This window comes from Parafrankia sp. EUN1f (assembly GCF_000177675.1).
GTDB lineage: Bacteria > Actinomycetota > Actinomycetes > Frankiales > Frankiaceae > Parafrankia.
On the sequence record NZ_ADGX01000103.1, the window covers coordinates 1 to 17,184 of the forward strand.

The following is a 17,184-nucleotide window of genomic DNA, read 5'->3' on the forward strand; positions in this document are numbered from 1 at the left end:
GGCTGCCGACCTGGTTCACCGGCTGGCGCCGCCTCGCCGCCCACCGCACCTACCCGGCGCACGCGCCCCGGGTGCAGCTCGACCACATCCCTGGGCCCGCGGCCCGGTCGGCACCGTCGCCGCCAGCGAGGCGCGCCGCACCGCGGTCTCCGACCACCTCGCCCTGCTGGTCGACATCCGCCGCTGACCGCGGGCCGCTAGCGACCGGGCAGCCTGGGGCTGCCGGCCGCGGCGGCGGCGGCCTCGGCGGCAGCGGCGGCACCGGGATTCGCCAGGAGCGCGACGATCTCGTCCTCGGACAGCAGCGGCGGACGGACCACCTGCCCGGAGGCGACGTAGAAGTAGGCCGCGTCGACGTCGGGCACCGCCACCCCGCGGACCTTCGCCCAGGCGACCCGGTAGACGGCGAGCTGGACCGGATCGGCCGGCTCCGAGCCCGTCTTCCAGTCGACGACCTCCCAGCGGCCGCCGCCGAGGTCGTAGACGGCGTCGATGCGACCGCGCACCGCCCGCCCGCCGATCATCACCTCGAACGGAGTCTCCAGCGCGAACGGGCGGCGGGCGCCGTACGGACCCGCCAGGAACGCGTCCTGCAGCGCCGCCAGGTCCGGGCCGGTCAGACGCTGGCCGGCTGCCCCCTCGGCGCCGGCCGCGTCCACCACGTCGTCGAGGTCGATCAGCGGCCGCTGATCGAACAGCTCCTCCACCCAGGTGTGGAACCGGGTGCCGCGGCGGGCCTGCGGCACCGGGCGCCGCGGCAGCGGACGGGCCAGCTCACGGGCGAACTCGGCCGGATCGGCACGCAGCCGCACGATGTCGGACGCGGTCAGGCTGGTCGGCATCGCCACGTCCCGGAAGGGCGCCCGGGCCGATCGTTCCTCGGCCAGCAGCAGCGCCGCCTCACGGTCGAGCTCGGCGAGCAGCGCCCGTTCCCGGGCGGTCATTCCGGCCAGCTCGTCGACGGGTGGCGCCTGCCCGGCACCCAGCAGGGCGAACGCCTGCTCGACGGCCGCCGCGGCCTCCCGCCGCCGCGCGTACGCGACGGGCTCGTAGGGCATCGGCCAGCTGAACTCCGCCGGCACGGCCAGGTCGGGGTTGCGGCCCGGAGCCGGTTCCGGCGCCCAGACGGCCACCTGCCCGTGGCCCGCGGCGGCGTGCTCACGCAGCTCGGTGAGGAACACCGAGGGGCCACGCCGGGTGCGCTGGGTCGGCCCCCACCAGTGCCCGCTGCCCAGCAGCACCGACTTCGCCCGGGTGAACGCGACGTAGGCCAGTCGCCGCTCCTCCCGTTCCTGGTAGGCCCGGCAGTCGTCGGTGAAGGTCGCAAGCTCCGCCTTCGAGTCGCTGACGGCATAGGCGGGCAGCTCGGCCGCATCGCCGCGCAGCGGTGTGGGCAGCACACCGGTCGACGTCGTCCACCGGTCCCGCACGGTCAGGTCGGGAAAGACCCCCCGGCTCAGGTCCGGAACGGCCACGACCTCCCATTCGAGGCCCTTCGCCCGGTGCACGGTCATCAGCGCGACCGCGTCCGCGCCGCTCGGACCGGTGATGTCCAGGCCGCGCTCGTGCTCCCTGGCCGCCCGCAGGTAGGCGAGGAAGGAGGCGAGCGAGTTCGGCCCGTCCGGGTCGTCGAAGTCGGCGGCGGCGTCGAGGAAGGCCGCCAGGTTCTCCCGCCGGCGGGCCGCGACCGCCTTCGGGCTGGCGGAGATCTCCACATCGAGCCCGATGGTGGCGATCACCCGGTGCAGCAGGTCGAGCAGCCCGTCACCGACGTGGACGCGCAGCGCGGCCAGCTCCGCACCGAGCTCGATCACCCGCTCCCGGCCGGCCGCGGAGATCTCCGGCCCCGGATCGGTGAGGGCGTCCGCGAGCGCGACGACATCGCAGGGGTCGATGCCGGCAACCGCCTCGGCCAGCGGGTCCGCGGCCGCCGGCCCGGACGCGGCAGCCGCGGCCCCGTCCCGGGCGGTGTCGGCGGACAGCAGCTGTCGCGCCCGCCGGCCCAGCGCCGCCAGGTCCCGTGGACCGAGGCGTAGCCGCGGGCCGGTGAGCAGCCGCACCAGCGCCGCGTTCGCGATCGGGGACTCCAGCACCTCCAGGACGGTGACGACATCCGCGATCTCGGGAAGATCCAGCAGCCCGGCCAGGCCGACCACCTCGACCGGCAGCCCGGCGGCGGTCAGCGCCGTGTGCAGGGCCCGGACGTCGGACCGGGCCCGCACCAGCACCGCCATGCTGCCGGGCCGCTCCCCCGCGGCGACCAGCTCCGCCAGCCGTTCGGCGACCCACGCGACCTCCTGCGCCCAGCTCTCGTGCAGCGCCACCAGGGTGCGCCCGGCGGCGACGACATCCGCCCGCGGCCGCAGCTCGACGACATGGTGGCGGGCCCGCAGCGGCGCGGCCACGTCGTTGGCCAGCGCGAGCAGCCGGCCGCCGCTGCGCTGGTTCACCGACAGCCGGTACCGGGCGGCCGGCGTGCCGTCGGCGCGCGGGAAGTGCTCGGGGAAGTTGTCGAGGTTCGCGACCGAGGCACCCCGCCAGCCGTAGATCGCCTGGCAGGGGTCGCCGACCGCGGTGACCGGATGCCCGGCGCCGAACAGCCCGGCCAGCATCGTCCGCTGCGCGACGGAGGTGTCCTGGTACTCGTCGAGCAGCACCACCCCGGCCCGGCCGCGTTCGGCGGCCGCCACCTCCGGGTACCGCCCGGCCAGCCGGGCGGCGAAGGTGACCTGGTCACCGAAGTCGAGGACGTCGCGGGCCCGCCGGGCCACCCGGTAGTCGGCGACGAGCGCGGCGAGCTCGCGCCGGCCCCGCGCCGTCGCCGCGATCCGGCGCAGTTCCTTGCGCAGCGTCTTCGTGCCCGGGCGGCGGGCCGCGTCCGCCAGCGCGGCGAGGGCCTGGCCGAACAGGGCGGCGTCGAACGCCATCAGGTCGTCCGCCGCGACGAGATGCTCGCTCATCTCGCCGTCCAGCGCGACAAGGTCCGCCACCAGGGCCGAGATCGACCGGGTGAGCGCCTCGACTCGGCCGCCGTGCGTGCGCACGACCCGGGCCGCGAGCTGGTACCGCGCGGCGGCGACGAGCATCCTCGTGTCCGGTTCGAGGCCGAGCCGCAGCGCGTGCTCGCCGACCAGCCGACCGGCGTAGGCGTGGTACGTGCTGATCGTCGGCTCGTCCCCGGACCCGGACCCGGCACCGGGTCCGGGTCCGTCGCCCGGCCGGCCCTGGCCCTGCCCCTCACCCGGGCCTCGGCCGGCCTCCGCGGCCCGGCGCAGCGCCAGCCGGACCCGCCCGGCCAGCTCCGCCGCCGCCTTGTTGGTGAAGGTGAGGCCGAGCACCCGCCCCGGCTCCACCTGACGGGTCGCCACCAGCCACACCACCCGGGCGGCCATGACGGACGTCTTGCCCGAACCGGCACCGGCGATCACCACCGCGGGCTCCAGCGGCGCGGTCGCGGCGGCGAGCTGCTCGTCGGTGTACGGGACACCGAGCAGGTCACGGAGATCCTCGGGCTCCAGCCGGGGGCCGCGGGGCTCGTCGTCGCCAACGGCGCCGGCCGCCGGGCCGAAGCCGGGCAGCGCCTGCTGCGAGCCGGCACCCGCGAGGCTGGTCAATCGATCACCTGTTCCCCCTCCGGCCGGGCCGGGCAGGATCGACGAAACGAACACATCGTGCACGCATCGCCCGGTGTCGGCCGGAACGACTCGCTGGTGATTGTCCGGACCGCGTCCTCCACCAGATCGTCGATCCACACCCGCCCGTCGGTGGGCAGCGCCTCCTGGGCCTGCACCTCGGGTGGCGCCGGCTGCTCGTCCGGCAGCCGGGGGCCGAGGCTCTCGCCACCGGCGTCACGCCGCAGATGAACCAGCTCCGCCCCGCCCGGAACCGCCGGCGGGCGGGAGCCGGCCGCGGAACCCGGGTCGGGCACGGAACCCGGATCCGACCCGGAGCCCAGGCCGGTCGCGGAGCCCGAGTCGGTCGCGGAACCCGGGTCAGGCGCCGCGCGGGAGCCGGCCGCGGCCTCGTCCAGGACGCGGTCGAGCGCGCCCTCGCGGACGGCCAGCTGGTAGCTGCCGAGCTGGGCATGGGTCTGCAGATCGCGCCGGCTCGGCGCCGCGCGCCCGGTCTTGAAGTCGACGACGTGCACCCGGCCGTCGTCGTCGAGCTCGACCCGGTCGATGAAGCCGCGCAGCCGGACGACCCGGCCGGCGACCTCGATGTCGCACGCGAAGCGCACCTCGGAGGCCACAACCTCCCGCCGCCGAGCGGCGTGCCAGTCCAGGAACCGGCGCAGCGCCTCACGCGCCGCCGACCGTTCCTGCTCGGAGCGCCAGCGCGAGTCGAACTCCAGCTGCCGCCACACGAGGTCGAGCCGGGCGTCGAGGGCGTCCATCCGGGCGGGGGTGCGCCCGCTCGACACCTCGTCGGCGAGGGCGTGCACCACCTTGCCGAAGCCCTGCGCCGCCGACGCCGGCTCGGCGGCCTGCGCCTCGTGTTCGAGGAACCAGCGCAGGCCGCAGGTGGCCAGGCCGGACAGCGACGAGCCCGACAGCGCGATCGGACCGTCCGGCGCGACGACCGGCACCGACGAGCTGGTGACGTCCACCAGGCCCCACCAGCGGTTCGGATGGGCCGCGGGCACCAGCGTCCGGCCGGCACCGTCGCGAGCCGCCGCGAGCGCCGCGAGCCGGACGGCGGCCGCCGAGCGCATCGCCGCCGAGGCGTCCGGGTCGACGGTCAGCCGCCGCAGCGCGGCGACCAGCCCGACCAGGGTTAGCGGCCGCACCGAGCGGGATCGCACCTTCTCCACCTGGACGCCCAGCTCGTCGAGGAACCTGCTGGGCTGCTCCCCGTCGTCGTCGGCGCCGTCCACCGCCGTGACCACGAGACGCCGCCGCGCCCGGGTGAGCGCCACGTAGAACAGCCGCCGCTCGTCGGCGAGCAACTCGTCGCGGGTGCGGGGCGGCCGCACCCCACCTCCGCCCCGGTGTGGTGCGTCCAGCTGTTCGGCGCCGAGCAGGCTGTGCCGCTGGCGCAGATCGGGCCAGACGCCGTCCTGCACCCCGCAGACGACGACGACCTGCCATTCCAGCCCTTTGGAGCGGTGCGCGGTGAGCAGCCGGACGGTGGCCGGACGACCGGCCCTGGTCTCGGTGTCCGGGGCGATCTGCTGGTGGGTGAGCTCGCTGACCACCGACGCCACGCCGAACCCGGGCCCGCGGCGCTCACCGAGGCGTTCGACCGCGTCGAAGAGCGCGACGACCGCGTCGAGGTCACGGTCCGCCGACCGGCCGGCGGCCCCGCCCGCCGCCGAGGCCCGTTCCAGCCTGGGTCCCCAGCCGCTCGCCGACCAGAGGGTCCACAGCGCGTCCTCGGGGGCGCCGCCACGGCGCAGCTCCGCCCGCACCGTCCGCAGCAGCTGCCCGAGCCGGTGGACCGGCGCCGCCAACTCGTCCGGGACCATCAGAAGCATCCGCTGCGGGTCGGCGACCGCGGCCCGCAACAGTTCGGAGGACGAGGCGGGCGTTCCCGGCATCCGGGCCGCACCCGCGTGCTCATCCCCGCCGTCGGGCGACGGGACGTCCTCCTGGGCCGGCGCGTCGTCGGCCGCCGCGTCCCGGGCCAGTGCGTCGTCCTGGGCCGGTGAGACCGTCGTGGCCGCGTCGAGGGCCCGCAGCTCACGGCCGAGCGCGCGCAGGCCGGCCGGGTCGGCCCCGCCCAACGGTGAGGTGAGCAGTGCGCGCGCCGTCTCCGGGGTGAGGTGGCGGGACGGGTCGTCCGCGCACCGCAGCGCCGTCAGCAGCAGCTCGGCGGCCGGCTCCCGCGCCACCGGCAGCTCGCCACCGCCGACACTCACCGGGACCCCGGACGCCGTCAGCACCCGGCGCAGCACGCCGAGGCCCGCCGTCGAGCGGACCAGGACAGCCATGTCTGCCCAGCCGACCCCGTTCTCCAGGTGCTCGCGGCGCAGCAGGTCGGCGACGGCCTCCGCCTCGGCGCCGGCCGTCGGATAGGTGCGGACCGAGACCTGGCCGGGCCCCGCCGCGCTGTCCGCCGGGACGAGATCCCGATGCGCGCGGACATACCGGACGGGCAGGCCGGCCGACGGGAGCCGGGCCGCCACCCGCCGGCTCGCGGCGAGCGGGGCCGGGGCCATCCGGCGGCACCGGCGCAGCGCGGTGACCGGCGCCGGCGATCCGTCCCGGCTCGGGAAGCGGGCCGGGAAGTCGAGCAGGCCCCGCACCTGGGCCCCACGGAACGCGTAGATCGCCTGGTCGGGGTCTCCGAAGACCACCAGGTCCCCGCCGCCACCGGCGACCGCGGCGAGCAGCCGCTCCTGCGCCGGGTCGGTGTCCTGGTACTCGTCGACGAAGACCGCCTGGTAACGCTGGCGCAGACTCGCGAGCACCGGCTGTTGCGCGGTGAGGTTCGCCGCGCTGTGCACGAGGTCGGCGTAGTCGATCGCGCCCTCGGCGCCGAGGGCGTCGAGATAGTCGCCGTAGAACTCGGCGACGGCCTTCCAGTCGGCGCGCCCGACCCGCCGGGCGATCCGGGCCAGTGCCGGCGGGTCGACGCCGACCTCCCTGGCCCGGGCCATCAGCATCCGGACCTCCTCGGCGAAACCGCGGGTGCCCAGCGCCCCGGCCAGGGCGTCGGGCCAGGCCGGACGGCCGAGCTCACGGGACCCTTCGAGCAGGTCGCGCAGGCGGGCGTCCTGCTCCGGGCCGGAGAGCAGCCGCGGGCCCCCGGACGCGGTGTCTGCCCCGTAGACCCTCAGCAGCGCCAGGCACCAGGCGTGGAACGTCCACGCCGCCGGGCCGACGGCTCCCGCCCCGAGCCGGACGGCGAGCCGCTCGCGCAGGTGACGGGCCGCCCGCCGGCTGAACGTGAGGACCAGCAGCGACGCGGGATCAGCGCCCGCCTCGACCCGCCGGGCCACCGCCTCGACGAGCGTTGTGGTCTTTCCCGTGCCTGGCCCGGCCAGGACCAGAAGTGGGCCTCCGGCGTGTCCGACCACCTCGGCCTGCGCAGCATCCAACACGATGGGTGACACCATCGGTGCGGGTGGTGCCACCAGGCGAAACGGTCGCCGCGGCGGCTGGCGGGCGGTAGGCGGAACACGGACCACACAGCACAGCTCATCACGACAGCCCGTCAAGATCGCCAACGCCTGGCGTAGGGCTGCCCCGCCACGGAGTCTCGTAGGACCGACACAGGACCCTTGGAGCAGCACAAGATGAACACGAATTGCACCAAAGGTGTCGGTATGGGTGCGGAACACGGACAGTCCATGGCACCGTCAGTCGTTATGAGCAGTACCAGGATCCAGCCTGATCAAGGCGTCCGTTCCGGGCCCGGAGCCCTGCCCTCGGACGACCCCGAGCCGGAATCCACACCAGGCCCCAGGCCGGGACCTGCTCCGAGCACGGAGCGCGGTGATCTGGCCGGCCGGGTCGCGTTCGTCACCGGCGCGGGATCCGGCATCGGCGCCGCCTGCGCGCGCCGGCTCTCCGCCGCCGGCGCCTACGTGGTCATCGCCGACCGGGACGGCGAGGCGGCGAAGGAGGTCGCCGTGCAGATCGAGGCGGCCGGCGGCGAGACGCTGGTGACCGTCGTCGACGTCGCCGACCCCGAGGCGGTGGCGGGAGCCGTGCAGACCGCGTTCGAGCTGCAGGGGCGGCTGGACCTGGCGGTCAACAACGCCGGGGTTGTGACCGACCGGGCGCCGCTGGAGGACGTCCCGCTGGCCGACTGGGACAAGGTGATCGCCGTGAACCTGTCCGGAGTCTTCTACAGCATGCGGGCGGAGATCCCGGCGATGCTCGCCAGCGGCGGCGGCTCGATCGTGAACATGGCGTCCGTCCTGGGCACCGTCGGCCTGCCCGGCACACCCGCGTACGTGGCCGCGAAGCACGGCGTGATCGGCCTGACCAAGGCCGCCGCGCTGGACAACGCGACCCGTGGCATCCGCGTCAACGCGGTGGCTCCGGGCTTCATCGACACCGCGATGGTTCGCGGGCAGCGCGGCGCGCGTTTCTTCCAGCCGACCAACCGGCTGGGCACCGCCGACGAGGTGGCCGAGGTCGTGTACTTCCTGCTCTCGGACCGGGCCTCGCTGGTGACCGGCAGCGTCTACTCCGCCGACGGCGGGTTCACCGCCCGCTGAGACCAGTCACCGCCGGGACCCGTCACCGACACCGTCGAGGCTCGTCCCGACTGAGGCTCGTCCGACTGAGGCTCGTCCGACTGGGTCTCGTCCCGACTGAGGCGCGCGCGAAGGAGGCTCCGGCGAGGGAGGCTCCGGCGAGGGAGGCCTCAGCCACCCGGGCCGGCGGAACGCCCGTCCCAGCGGGCCGACCGCAGATCGACGCGGTCACCGGCGGGCCGCAGCGGGGTGCCGTCCGCACGCAGCCGGCGAAGGGCCTCCACCGGCGCGGCCGGGTTCGGCTCCCCGGAGGACCTGATCACCCGATGCCACGGGACGTCCTCCTCGCCGCCGTGGCGCGCGAGCACCGAGCCGACGGTCCGCCCGCTGCCGGCACCGACGTACTCCGCGATGTCGCCGTAGGTCATCACCTTGCCGGCGGGGATGCTGGCGACGACGTCGAGCACCGCGACGGCGTAGGGGGTCAGGCCGGGCCCGCCCAGAAGCCTGTGTTCGGGCACGGGCGCGGCCTCCCGATCGAATTTGTCACGAGCCAGCAGGAGCGAACAGGAGCCAGCGCCAGCAATTCACGCCAATAGGCGCAAACGGTGCGCGCAGGCCACTTGGCAATCCGCAAGAAGCGAGGATTTCGGCTGCTGCAACAACCGAAATCCCCGCTCCTTACTCGGAAGCAGCGACGGCACTTCGCCAGGACCGGCGCCGACCGGGCCGGCGCCCCCGACGCCGCTGCGCTAGTAGACGGGCAGCGTCTTGTCGACCTGGGTGGCCCAGGCGGTCACCCCGCCCTGGACGTGCACCGCGGACGAGAAACCGGCGGCCTTGAGCGTCGCCAGCGCCTCGGCGGAGCGCACACCGCTCTTGCAGTAGACGACGACCCGCCGATCCTGTGGCAGCTCCGACAGATGCGCCGGCAGGTCACCCTTGGGGATCAGCCGCGCGCCGGGGATCCGCACGATCTCCCACTCCGCGGGCTCCCGGACGTCGACGAGCTCGATCGGCTCCCCGCCGTCCAGGATGCCCTTGAGCTCGGCCGCGGTGATCGTCGAGCCGGAGGCGGCCTGCTGGGCCTCCTCGGAGACGACGCCGCAGAACGCCTCGTAGTCGATGAGCTCCGTGATGGAGGGGTTCTTCCCGCACAGCGGGCACTCCGGATCCTTGCGGACCTTGATGGAGCGATAGGTCATCTCCAGGGCGTCGTAGACCATCAGCCGGCCGACGAGCGGCTCGCCGACGCCGGTCAGCAGCTTGATGGCCTCCGTGGTCTGGATCGACCCGATCGAGGCGCACAGCACGCCGAGCACACCGCCCTCCGCGCACGACGGCACCATGCCGGGCGGCGGCGGCTCCGGGTAGAGGCAGCGGTAGCAGGGGCCGTGCTCGGCCCAGAAGACACTCGCCTGGCCGTCGAACCGGTAGATCGATCCCCAGACGTACGGCTTGCCGAGCAGCACACAGGCGTCGTTGACCAGGTAGCGGGTAGCGAAGTTGTCCGTGCCGTCGACGATCAGGTCGTACTGACTGAAGATCTCCATGACGTTGGAGGTGTCCAGCCTGAGCTCGTGGATCACGACGTTCACGTACGGGTTGATCTCGTGCACGGCGTCCCGCGCGGACTCGGCCTTGCTCCGGCCGACGTCGGACTGCCCATGGATGATCTGCCGCTGCAGATTCGACTCATCCACGACGTCGAACTCCACAATGCCCAACGTGCCGACACCGGCCGCGGCCAGGTACATCAGCGTCGGCGAGCCCAGGCCACCCGCGCCCACGGCGAGCACCCGGGCGTTCTTGAGCCGCTTCTGCCCGTCCATCGCGACGTCCGGAATGATCAGATGCCGCGAGTACCTGCGGACCTCGTCGACGGTCAGCCCCTCGGCGGGGGAGACCAGGGGCGGTAGTGACACGTTGCTCCTCGCCTTCTCAGTGGGCCTTCCATCTCACGTCCCAGGGCCAGGGAAGCCGAGAGCCCGAGTCGACGATGGAAAACGCCCAGTGTTCCCACCCGACGATGCCACAGCCACCGGTGCCGGCAGCCGCGATCGACGGTTCACGTGCCTTCCCGCACGACCACGCCCGCAGGCGGGTCGCCCGGAATCCTCCACCATGGTGCAGCGCATCCCCCGGCTCCGCTGTTCCCGATGTCGCACATCACCGGGAAGTGGCTCGCGCGACAGCGGGCCGGCGCGCGGCAAGACACACCAGGCGGAACGGGACGGCAGAACGGACGGCCGAAGGGGCTGGACACCAGGCGGGCGGTCAGGCGGAACGGCGCGTCGGCCCGCGGTCGGTGTCCTCCTGGGCAGCGGCGCGGGTGCGCCGCCGTGTTCCCACGGTGGTCTTGGCGCCCGTCGTGGTCTTGGCGCCCGTCGTGGTCTTGGCGCCCGTCGTGGTCTTGGCGCCCGTCGTGGTCTTGGCGCCCGTCGTGGTCTTCGCGGTTCCCTCCGTCACCTTCGTGACCTTCGCCGCCTTCGCGGTTCCCGCCGTGGCCTTCTCATCGGTCGGGCTCTTCGTGCCCGCCTTCGCGCCCGGGCTCTTCTGCGTCCTGCGTGCCCGCGCCGGCGCGCCGTCGAGCGCACCGGATTCGGGGCCGCCGTCCCCGCGCCCCTCCCGGGCCGCCTCGATGCTCGCCCGCAGCGCCGCCATGAGGTCACCCGCGGGTGCCCCCGCGGCCTCGCCGGTGGCGGGGGCGACGACCTCCCGCCCGGCGATCTTGGCGTCGATCACGGCCTGCAGGGCCTCGCGGTAGCCGTCGGAGAACTTCGTCGGGTCGAAGTCCGCGGCCAGGGTCTCGATCAGCGAGCCCGCCATGGCCAGCTCCTGCGAACGGACGTCGACCTCTTCGGCCAGGAAGTCGAAGTCCGGCTCGCGCACCTCGTCCGGCCAGAGCATCGTCTCCAGGACGAACACCTCGTCGCGGACCCGCAGGGTGGCGAGCTGCTCGCGCTGGCGCAGCGCGACCTTCACCAGCGCGACCCGCCCGGAGTCGGCAAGCGCGTCCCGCAGCAGCACGTAGGGCTTCAGACCCGGGCGGTCCGGCTCCAGGTAGTAGCTCTTCGCGAAGTAGATCGGATCGACCTGGTCGAGGGGCACGAACTCCAGCACATCGATCGAGCGGGACGTCGTCAGCGGCAGGCTCGCGAAGTCCTCGTCGGTGAGCACCACCGTCTCACCGTCGGGCAGCTCGTAGCCCTTGGCGATGTCCGCGTAGGGAACCTCCTCGCCATCGCTCTCCGCCACCCGGCGATACCGGATTCGCACCCCGTCCGAGCGCCTGACCTGGTGGAACGAAACATCCCGCTCCTGGGTCGCCGAATAGAGCCGGACCGGGATCGACACCAGACCGAAGGAGATCGCACCCTTCCAGATCGAACGCATGTTCACTCCCCAACTCGAGTCAACACAATGGTGTGCCACTGGAAGACCACCGGAAAGTCGATCCGGGCCGCGTGCGGACCAGTCCAACCAGCGCCGAGTCGGGTGCGCCGATGGCGGGTATCGGTGCCAGGCGGCCGGAAAGCCGCACCGGAGGTGACGAGCGACCCTGGCAGGCGGCGAGCAGCGAGCCACCCGGCGGAGCCGAGCCACCTCCGGCGGCAGCGGCAAGCGATGCAGCGGCAAGCGATGAGGGGAGCGCCTGATGAGATCACCGACCGAGCAGCTTCTGGAGGTCCCGGACGCCGACGCCGCCGAGCAGTCCCGCGAGCTACGTCCAGCGGATGTCGCGGACACTCCGGCGGCCGACGGGCCTCGGGTGACCCGCCCCGCCGAGGCCGACGAGTTCGACACCGTCGAGCAGAACCTCGTCGTCGACCAGGACGACGAGGAGGAATACCGCTAGGCCGGTCGAGCCGGTCATCCAGGGCCGAGGGCGCCAACGCGGGTACTGTTGGCGAGATGTCGACGTGGCTGGGCACCGACGGCCACCGTGTAGTCGGCGAACGGTGTGGTCGGCCAACGCCGGTGATCAGTCAGGAGGTGCGCGGGTGACAGCCGAGCCTGCGGCGCCGCAGTCGCGTCCGGGTCGCACCCCCCGGCTTCCCCGAAGCGCGCGCCGGTTCCAGCTCCTGGGCGCGGCCCGGGAGGTGTTCGTCGCCCACGGGTACCACGCCGCGGCGATGGATGAGATCGCCGAGCGGGCCGGGGTCAGCAAGCCCGTCCTCTACCAGCATTTTCCCGGCAAGCTCGACCTTTACCTGGCTTTGGTCGACGAGCACACGGAACGGCTGGTCTCGGCGGTGCGCGCCGCGCTGGCCTCCACGACCGACAACCATGTGCGCGTCGAGCGGTCCGTCCGGGCCTATTTCGACTTCGTCAACGACCCCAGCGGTGCGCACCAGCTCGTCCTGGAGTCGGACCTGCGCAGCGAGCCCGCCGTCCGGCAGCGGGTGGAGGACAGCTTCGCGCAGTGCGTGCGCGCGATCGCGGCGACCATCGTCGTGGACACCGGCCTCACCCAGGACGAAGCCGATCTGCTGGCGGTCGGGCTGGTCGGCCAGGCCGAGTCGGGCGCACGCTGGTGGCTGCAGCGCGGCGCCACGATCCCCAAGGAACGCGCCGTGGAGCAGCTGGTGGAGCTGGCCTGGCGGGGAATCGCCGGCTACCCCCGCCAGACGCCCCACGGCGAGGCGGGCGAGACCCCAGTCGAGACCACGCCAGTCGAGGTCGAGGCGGTCGAGCCGGCCTGATCGCGCGGGATGCGCCGACCGCACGGGATGCTCCGGCGCGCCGCGGCGACCGGCCCGCGTCCGGCGTGTGCCCGGAGCGAGCGTGTGCCCGGAGCGAGCGTGTGCCCGGAGCGAGCGTGTGCCCGGAGCGAGCGTGTGCCCGGAGCGAACAGCGTGCCACCAAGCCCGCCCGGCGGCCCGTAGGCCATAGTGTGGGCGCTGATCGTCCCGTCGGCGGCGCTCGCCGTCACGGAGAACGCCCCCAGCCAAACTCGACCACGCGGAGGTCATCGAGTGGAGGTCAAGATCGGGATCAAGCACGTCGCCCGCGAGCTGGTACTGGAGAGCACCCAGTCACCAGAGGCGGTCGCGTCGCTGATCAGCGAGGCGGTCGGTGGCAAGACCGGACTTCTCACCCTCGTGGACGAGAAGGGGCGCCGGGTCGTCGTCCCGGTGGACGCGCTCGCCTACGTCGAGATCGCGGAGTCCGAGGCCCGCCGGGTCGGTTTCGGCACCAGCTGACACTCAGACGTCAGCTGATCTCAGACATCAGCTGACCTCGGACGTCGGCTGAACGGGTGCCGGCTGGCCCACCGGAGAAGCGGGTACCAGCCGGCACCAGTCGCTCCTGAGTCAGGGCTCCCACCCAACCCCTCAGCTCGAGGGTCAAGGTCGCGGAGTGACGGATCTTGGTCACCCCTGGCCCTGGCCCTGCCGTGGCGCGTGGCGCGTGGCGCGAAAATCCCGAGCGTCGTCGGGCTGCCGTTGCTGCCGGGCAAGATCTGAGGATCGTGGTCGTGCGGACGGCATAAATCCTCAGATCTTCTGAGCTGCGGCTTCGGGCCGCCGCTGCTACTGAGCAAGATCTGAGGATCCTGGTTGCTGCAGCAGCCGAAATCCTCGCTCCTTGCTCGGGAGCGGCTGCGGCAGCGGCGGTCCGAGCCTCGGATTTCCGCGACGGGCCTCGGAACGACCAATATCCTCAGATCTTCTCTTCGAGCTGCGGGGCTACCGGGGCGCCTCAGATCCTGCCCAGCAGCTGCCCGGGAGGCGAGCCGGGCCTCAGGCGGAGAGGCCGAGGGCGGCCATCCGCTGGCGGTGCGCCGCCATGATGCGGTTGAAGATCTCTGCGATCTCCTCCAGATCTCCCACACCGGCGAGCAGGCCGGTCAGCGCGTCCCGGTCGGCCGCGACCCGCTGCGCCTGGGTCAGTGCCTCCCCGACCAGGCGACGGGCCCACAGCGCGAGCCGGCCCGCCATCACCGGGTTGCTGGCGATGGCGGCACGCACCCGTTCGACGGCGAAGGCCGCGTGGCCGGTGTCGGCGAGCACGCTCAGGACCAGTGCCCGTGGCTCGGGCTCGAGCCGACCGGCGATCTCCCGGTAGAAATCGGCGGCGATGTTGTCCCCGACATAGGCCTTTACGAGGCTCTCCAGCCAGTCCGACGGTGCGGTGAGGTTGTGGAACGCCGTCAGCGCGGGCACGAACGGCGCCATCGCCTGTTCGAGGTCCACCCCGAGCCGATGAAGCTCGCTCCCGATTGCCTCGAAATGCGCGAACTCGGCCGCCGCCATCCGGCCGAGTTCGATCTTGTCCGCCAGCGTCGGAGCCATGCGGGCGTCCGTAGCCATCCGCTCGAAGGCGGTCAGCTCACCGAAGGCGAGCAGGCCCAGCAGGTCGACCAGAGCAGGGTCCGCGCCTCCCGGCGCGGCCGGCTCGCCGATGGGCCCAGGCGAGGGGGCGGTAGGAGTTCCGAGGCGGGTCTGCGAAGTCTGGGCCACGGCGTGATTCTGGCACTTCCCGGCGATCGCGCCGGTGCGCACGTGCTGGCTGGACGTCCCGCGTGACGGGCGAGCAACACGTGCGCCAACATGCGCCCACATGCCCGAACGTGCCCGGCCACGGGACCGCGGTACGGCGGGCCGGTAGCCCGGCAGCCCGGTAGCCCGGTAGCCCGGTAGCCCGGCGGGCCGGTAGCCCGGTAGGCCGCCCGCACGTCACCTCGGCCAGGTTGGCCTGCCAAACCGACCGTAATGTCGCATTTCGATCGTCCTGAGGTGATGTGTCGTTGGCATGAAGGTGGGATGTCGGCAGGCCGACGACAGAAGTCTCGCGAGGTGTCGGGCACGTCGCCGAGCAGGGGGTGGCGACAGCGGAACCGGTGCCGCGTGGCGTCTGTGGGCACGAATTCCGACGACGGCCAGCGTCGCCACGCACAGATCAGCGAACAGACAGAACGAGAACATTGCAATATCACACCCACGCAGGGCGGGACCCGGGTTATCCTTGGCTCAGCCGGTGGTCATCACACCACCCAGCCATCAGGCCGCTGATCGACTGACGCCGCCCCGGGAATCGGGCCGCTGGCGCCGCGCGGCATATCGCGAGCGGGTTCAGCGTAGGACACCGCTCAGAGCAGACCAGGAGCGTCCCGCTGTCCGTCACAAACACACCATCGTCCGACATCGAAGCCACCAGCAACACCGAGCCCACCGGTAACACCGAGCCCACAGCCAGCGCGGAGCTCTCCCGCAACGCAGAGCCCACCAGCAGCACAGAGCCCACCAGCGAAGCCGCAGCAGACGCCGCCGTGGGTGAAGTCCCGGCGCAGGAGCGACCCGAGGCCCCGTTGTTCGCCGAGATCGGCGTCCGGCCCGAGACCGTCGCCGCGCTCGCGGAGGTCGGCATCGTCCGGCCGTTCGCCATCCAGGAACTCACGCTACCGCTGGCGCTCGCCCGCACCGACATCATCGGCCAGGCGCGGACCGGAACAGGCAAGACCCTCGCCTTCGGCATCCCCGTCGTCCAGGTCGTGCAGGCCCAGGACGAGGGCGCCGACGGCCACCCCCAGGCCCTCGTCGTCGTCCCGACCCGCGAGCTGTGCGTCCAGGTCACGGCGGACATCGCCCGCGCCGGCCTCGGCCGCGGGCTGCGCGTGCTGTCGGTCTACGGCGGCCGCGCCTACGAGCCCCAGCTCAGCGCCCTGCGCTCCGGTGTGGACATCGTCGTCGGCACGCCGGGCCGGCTGCTGGACCTCGCCCGCCAGAAGGCGCTCGACCTCGCCCGGGTGCGCACCCTGGTGCTCGACGAGGCGGACGAGATGCTCGACCTCGGCTTCCTCCCGGACGTCGAGCGGATCATCGCGTTCCTCCCCGAGCAGCGGCACACGATGCTGTTCTCCGCGACGATGCCCGGGCCGGTGATCGGTCTGGCCCGCCGGTTCATGAGCCGGCCGGTGCACGTCCGCGCCGAGCAGCCGGACGAGGGCCGCACCGTCCCGAACACCCAGCAGCACGTCTTCCGCGCCCACGCGCTGGACAAGATGGAGGTCCTCGCCCGGGTCCTGCAGGCGACGGACCGTGGCCTGGCCATGGTGTTCGTCCGTACCCGGCGCACCGCGGACAAGGTCGCCGACGACCTGGCCCGTCGGGGCTTCGCCGCGGCGGCCGTCCACGGCGACCTCGGCCAGGGCCAGCGTGAGCAGGCCCTGCGCGCGTTCCGCGGCGGCAAGGTCGACGTGCTGGTCGCCACCGATGTGGCGGCCCGCGGGATCGACGTCGGTGGCGTCACCCACGTGGTGAACTACCAGTGCCCCGAGGACGAGAACGTCTACCTGCACCGCATCGGCCGGACCGGCCGTGCCGGCGGCAGCGGCGTCGCGATCACCTTCGTGGACTGGGACGACCTTCCCCGGTGGACGCTGGTCAACAAGGCACTCGCGCTGCCGTTCGAGGAGCCGCTGGAGACCTACTCCACTTCTCCGCACCTGTTCGAGCTGCTGACCATCCCGGCCGGCGTGAAGGGCTCGCTGCCGCACTCCGCACGCACCCGGGCAGGGCTGGCCGCGGAGGAGGTCGAGGATCTCGGCGGCGGCGGCCGGCGCGGTACCCGCCAGCGCACCCGTGAGCGTGACCAGGAGGAGAAGGCCGTTCGCCCGGCGCGTACCCGAGTGCGGCAGCGCACCCGCGGTGCGGGCGCGGCAGCGGCCGCGACCGGGCTGGGCGGGCTGACCGTCGCCGGCGAGGCCGACGCCGACACCGTGGAAGGCACCGATCCGGGCCTTGTGAGCGACGTCGACGTCGACAGAAACGGTGCCGAGCTCGCCGGTCGGGCGGCGACCGTCACCGCGGTCCGGGTCCTCAACGGCGACAGCGAGGACGGTGCCGTCGAGCTGACCGCCACCGACTCCACCGACGAGCCCGCGCGGCGGCGTCGGCGGCGCCGTGGTGGGCGGGGCCGTGGCACCGGCAGCGTTCGCGAGGCCGGGGCCGAGTCGGGCGGCGACGGCGACGAGGACTCCGGCGCGGAAACCCACACCCGCCGCGCCGAGTCAGCCTGAGGCGGGTCTCGTC

Annotated in this window: 11 protein-coding genes and 1 pseudogene; 6 read left to right on the plus strand and 6 right to left on the minus strand. The window is 73.4% G+C overall.

Annotated elements, in window-relative coordinates; translation table 11 throughout:
* Positions 1-187, plus strand: a pseudogene (locus tag FREUN1FDRAFT_RS25845) (endonuclease); the annotation flags it as partial.
* Positions 188-197: 10 nt separating this feature from the next.
* On the opposite strand, the gene FREUN1FDRAFT_RS25850 reads toward FREUN1FDRAFT_RS25845, so the two are convergent.
* The gene (locus tag FREUN1FDRAFT_RS25850) at positions 198-3,614 is read right to left on the minus strand and encodes an ATP-dependent DNA helicase (RefSeq protein ID WP_006543205.1); all 3,417 of its coding nucleotides are present in this window, start codon (positions 3,612-3,614) and stop codon (positions 198-200) included.
* Complete coding sequence (locus FREUN1FDRAFT_RS25855) at positions 3,611-7,057, minus strand: ATP-dependent DNA helicase (protein ID WP_006543206.1); 3,447 nt, start codon at positions 7,055-7,057, stop codon at positions 3,611-3,613. Before FREUN1FDRAFT_RS25855 ends, FREUN1FDRAFT_RS25850 begins: the two co-directional genes overlap by 4 nt.
* A gap of 180 nt (positions 7,058-7,237) precedes the next feature.
* On the opposite strand from FREUN1FDRAFT_RS25855, the gene FREUN1FDRAFT_RS25860 reads away from it, so the two are divergent.
* Positions 7,238-8,167, plus strand: coding sequence for an SDR family NAD(P)-dependent oxidoreductase (locus FREUN1FDRAFT_RS25860; protein WP_006543207.1), 930 nt, complete (start codon positions 7,238-7,240; stop codon positions 8,165-8,167).
* 149 nt (positions 8,168-8,316) lie between these two features.
* Here the strand turns inward: FREUN1FDRAFT_RS25860 and FREUN1FDRAFT_RS25865 are convergent, their stop codons facing one another.
* The 3 genes from FREUN1FDRAFT_RS25865 to FREUN1FDRAFT_RS25875 all read right to left on the minus strand — a co-directional run bounded on the left by FREUN1FDRAFT_RS25865 (position 8,317) and on the right by FREUN1FDRAFT_RS25875 (position 11,542).
* Complete coding sequence (locus FREUN1FDRAFT_RS25865; protein WP_006543208.1) at positions 8,317-8,667, minus strand: MGMT family protein; 351 nt, start codon at positions 8,665-8,667, stop codon at positions 8,317-8,319.
* A 231-nt stretch (positions 8,668-8,898) separates the two neighbouring features.
* Positions 8,899-10,071 carry an adenylyltransferase/sulfurtransferase MoeZ gene (moeZ, locus tag FREUN1FDRAFT_RS25870; protein ID WP_006543209.1) on the minus strand — a complete coding sequence of 391 codons (1,173 nt, stop codon included), beginning with the start codon at positions 10,069-10,071 and terminating at the stop codon, positions 8,899-8,901.
* Positions 10,072-10,423: 352 nt separating this feature from the next.
* Positions 10,424-11,542 (minus strand): Ku protein, encoded by a 1,119-nt coding sequence (locus FREUN1FDRAFT_RS25875; protein ID WP_006543210.1) that lies wholly within the window; start codon positions 11,540-11,542, stop codon positions 10,424-10,426.
* A gap of 262 nt (positions 11,543-11,804) precedes the next feature.
* On the opposite strand from FREUN1FDRAFT_RS25875, the gene FREUN1FDRAFT_RS25880 reads away from it, so the two are divergent.
* From FREUN1FDRAFT_RS25880 to FREUN1FDRAFT_RS25890, 3 genes are all read left to right on the plus strand, one after another.
* Positions 11,805-12,005, plus strand: a complete 201-nt coding sequence (locus FREUN1FDRAFT_RS25880) for a hypothetical protein (protein WP_006543211.1) — start codon at positions 11,805-11,807, stop codon at positions 12,003-12,005.
* A gap of 145 nt (positions 12,006-12,150) precedes the next feature.
* Positions 12,151-12,852, plus strand: a complete 702-nt coding sequence (locus FREUN1FDRAFT_RS25885) for a TetR/AcrR family transcriptional regulator (RefSeq protein ID WP_006543212.1) — start codon at positions 12,151-12,153, stop codon at positions 12,850-12,852.
* Between the two features lie 273 nt (positions 12,853-13,125).
* Positions 13,126-13,353, plus strand: a complete 228-nt coding sequence (locus tag FREUN1FDRAFT_RS25890) for a DUF3107 domain-containing protein (protein WP_006543213.1) — start codon at positions 13,126-13,128, stop codon at positions 13,351-13,353.
* 540 nt (positions 13,354-13,893) lie between these two features.
* Here FREUN1FDRAFT_RS25890 and FREUN1FDRAFT_RS25895 read toward each other — a convergent pair.
* On the minus strand, positions 13,894-14,613 hold the full coding sequence (locus FREUN1FDRAFT_RS25895) for a ferritin-like fold-containing protein (RefSeq protein WP_157475331.1): 720 nt from the start codon (positions 14,611-14,613) through the stop codon (positions 13,894-13,896).
* Positions 14,614-15,422: 809 nt separating this feature from the next.
* Between FREUN1FDRAFT_RS25895 and FREUN1FDRAFT_RS25905 the strand changes: the two genes are divergently transcribed.
* Positions 15,423-17,171: a DEAD/DEAH box helicase gene (locus tag FREUN1FDRAFT_RS25905; protein ID WP_157475334.1), complete on the plus strand. Its 1,749-nt coding sequence runs from the start codon at positions 15,423-15,425 to the stop codon at positions 17,169-17,171.
* Positions 17,172-17,184 lie beyond the last annotated feature (13 nt).